We start from the raw sequence: 307 nt of genomic DNA, 5'->3' as shown, positions 1-307 counted from the left end.
GTAGGTCGCCATAGGGACGAGTTTGCATATCGCTATGAGCATCCACATTCGGCTTCCACAAGTCACACCTTACCGTAGCGGAAAATCAGCTTTCCCATTTCCCAGGTATCCCCTGGTTGTCTTAGTTTTTTCGAAGCTTTTGGCAAATCGACGTTCGGAGGGTCCGTCCAGCCAAAGGTCGCGAATATCTTGTTTGCCATCGGGAGCTGTTTCTTGAAACGCCGGCTAATTCTATATGCGATAAAAACCGCCAAAGCTTCTACCATCAGCCAGACTATCGAGAAACTTTTAATTATATCGAACCACA

Annotated in this window: 1 pseudogene; it reads right to left on the bottom strand. The window is 46.9% G+C overall.

Annotation, left to right across the window (positions count from 1 at the left end):
- Positions 1-62: 62 nt before the first annotated feature.
- Positions 63-307: pseudogene (locus WM40_RS27480) on the bottom strand (putative type VI secretion system effector); the annotation flags it as partial.

The sequence above is a fragment of the Robbsia andropogonis genome (assembly GCF_000970345.1).
GTDB lineage: Bacteria > Pseudomonadota > Gammaproteobacteria > Burkholderiales > Burkholderiaceae > Robbsia > Robbsia andropogonis.
Note: the sequence above shows the minus strand (reverse complement) of the source record. Positions and strands in the feature narration are given on the sequence as shown.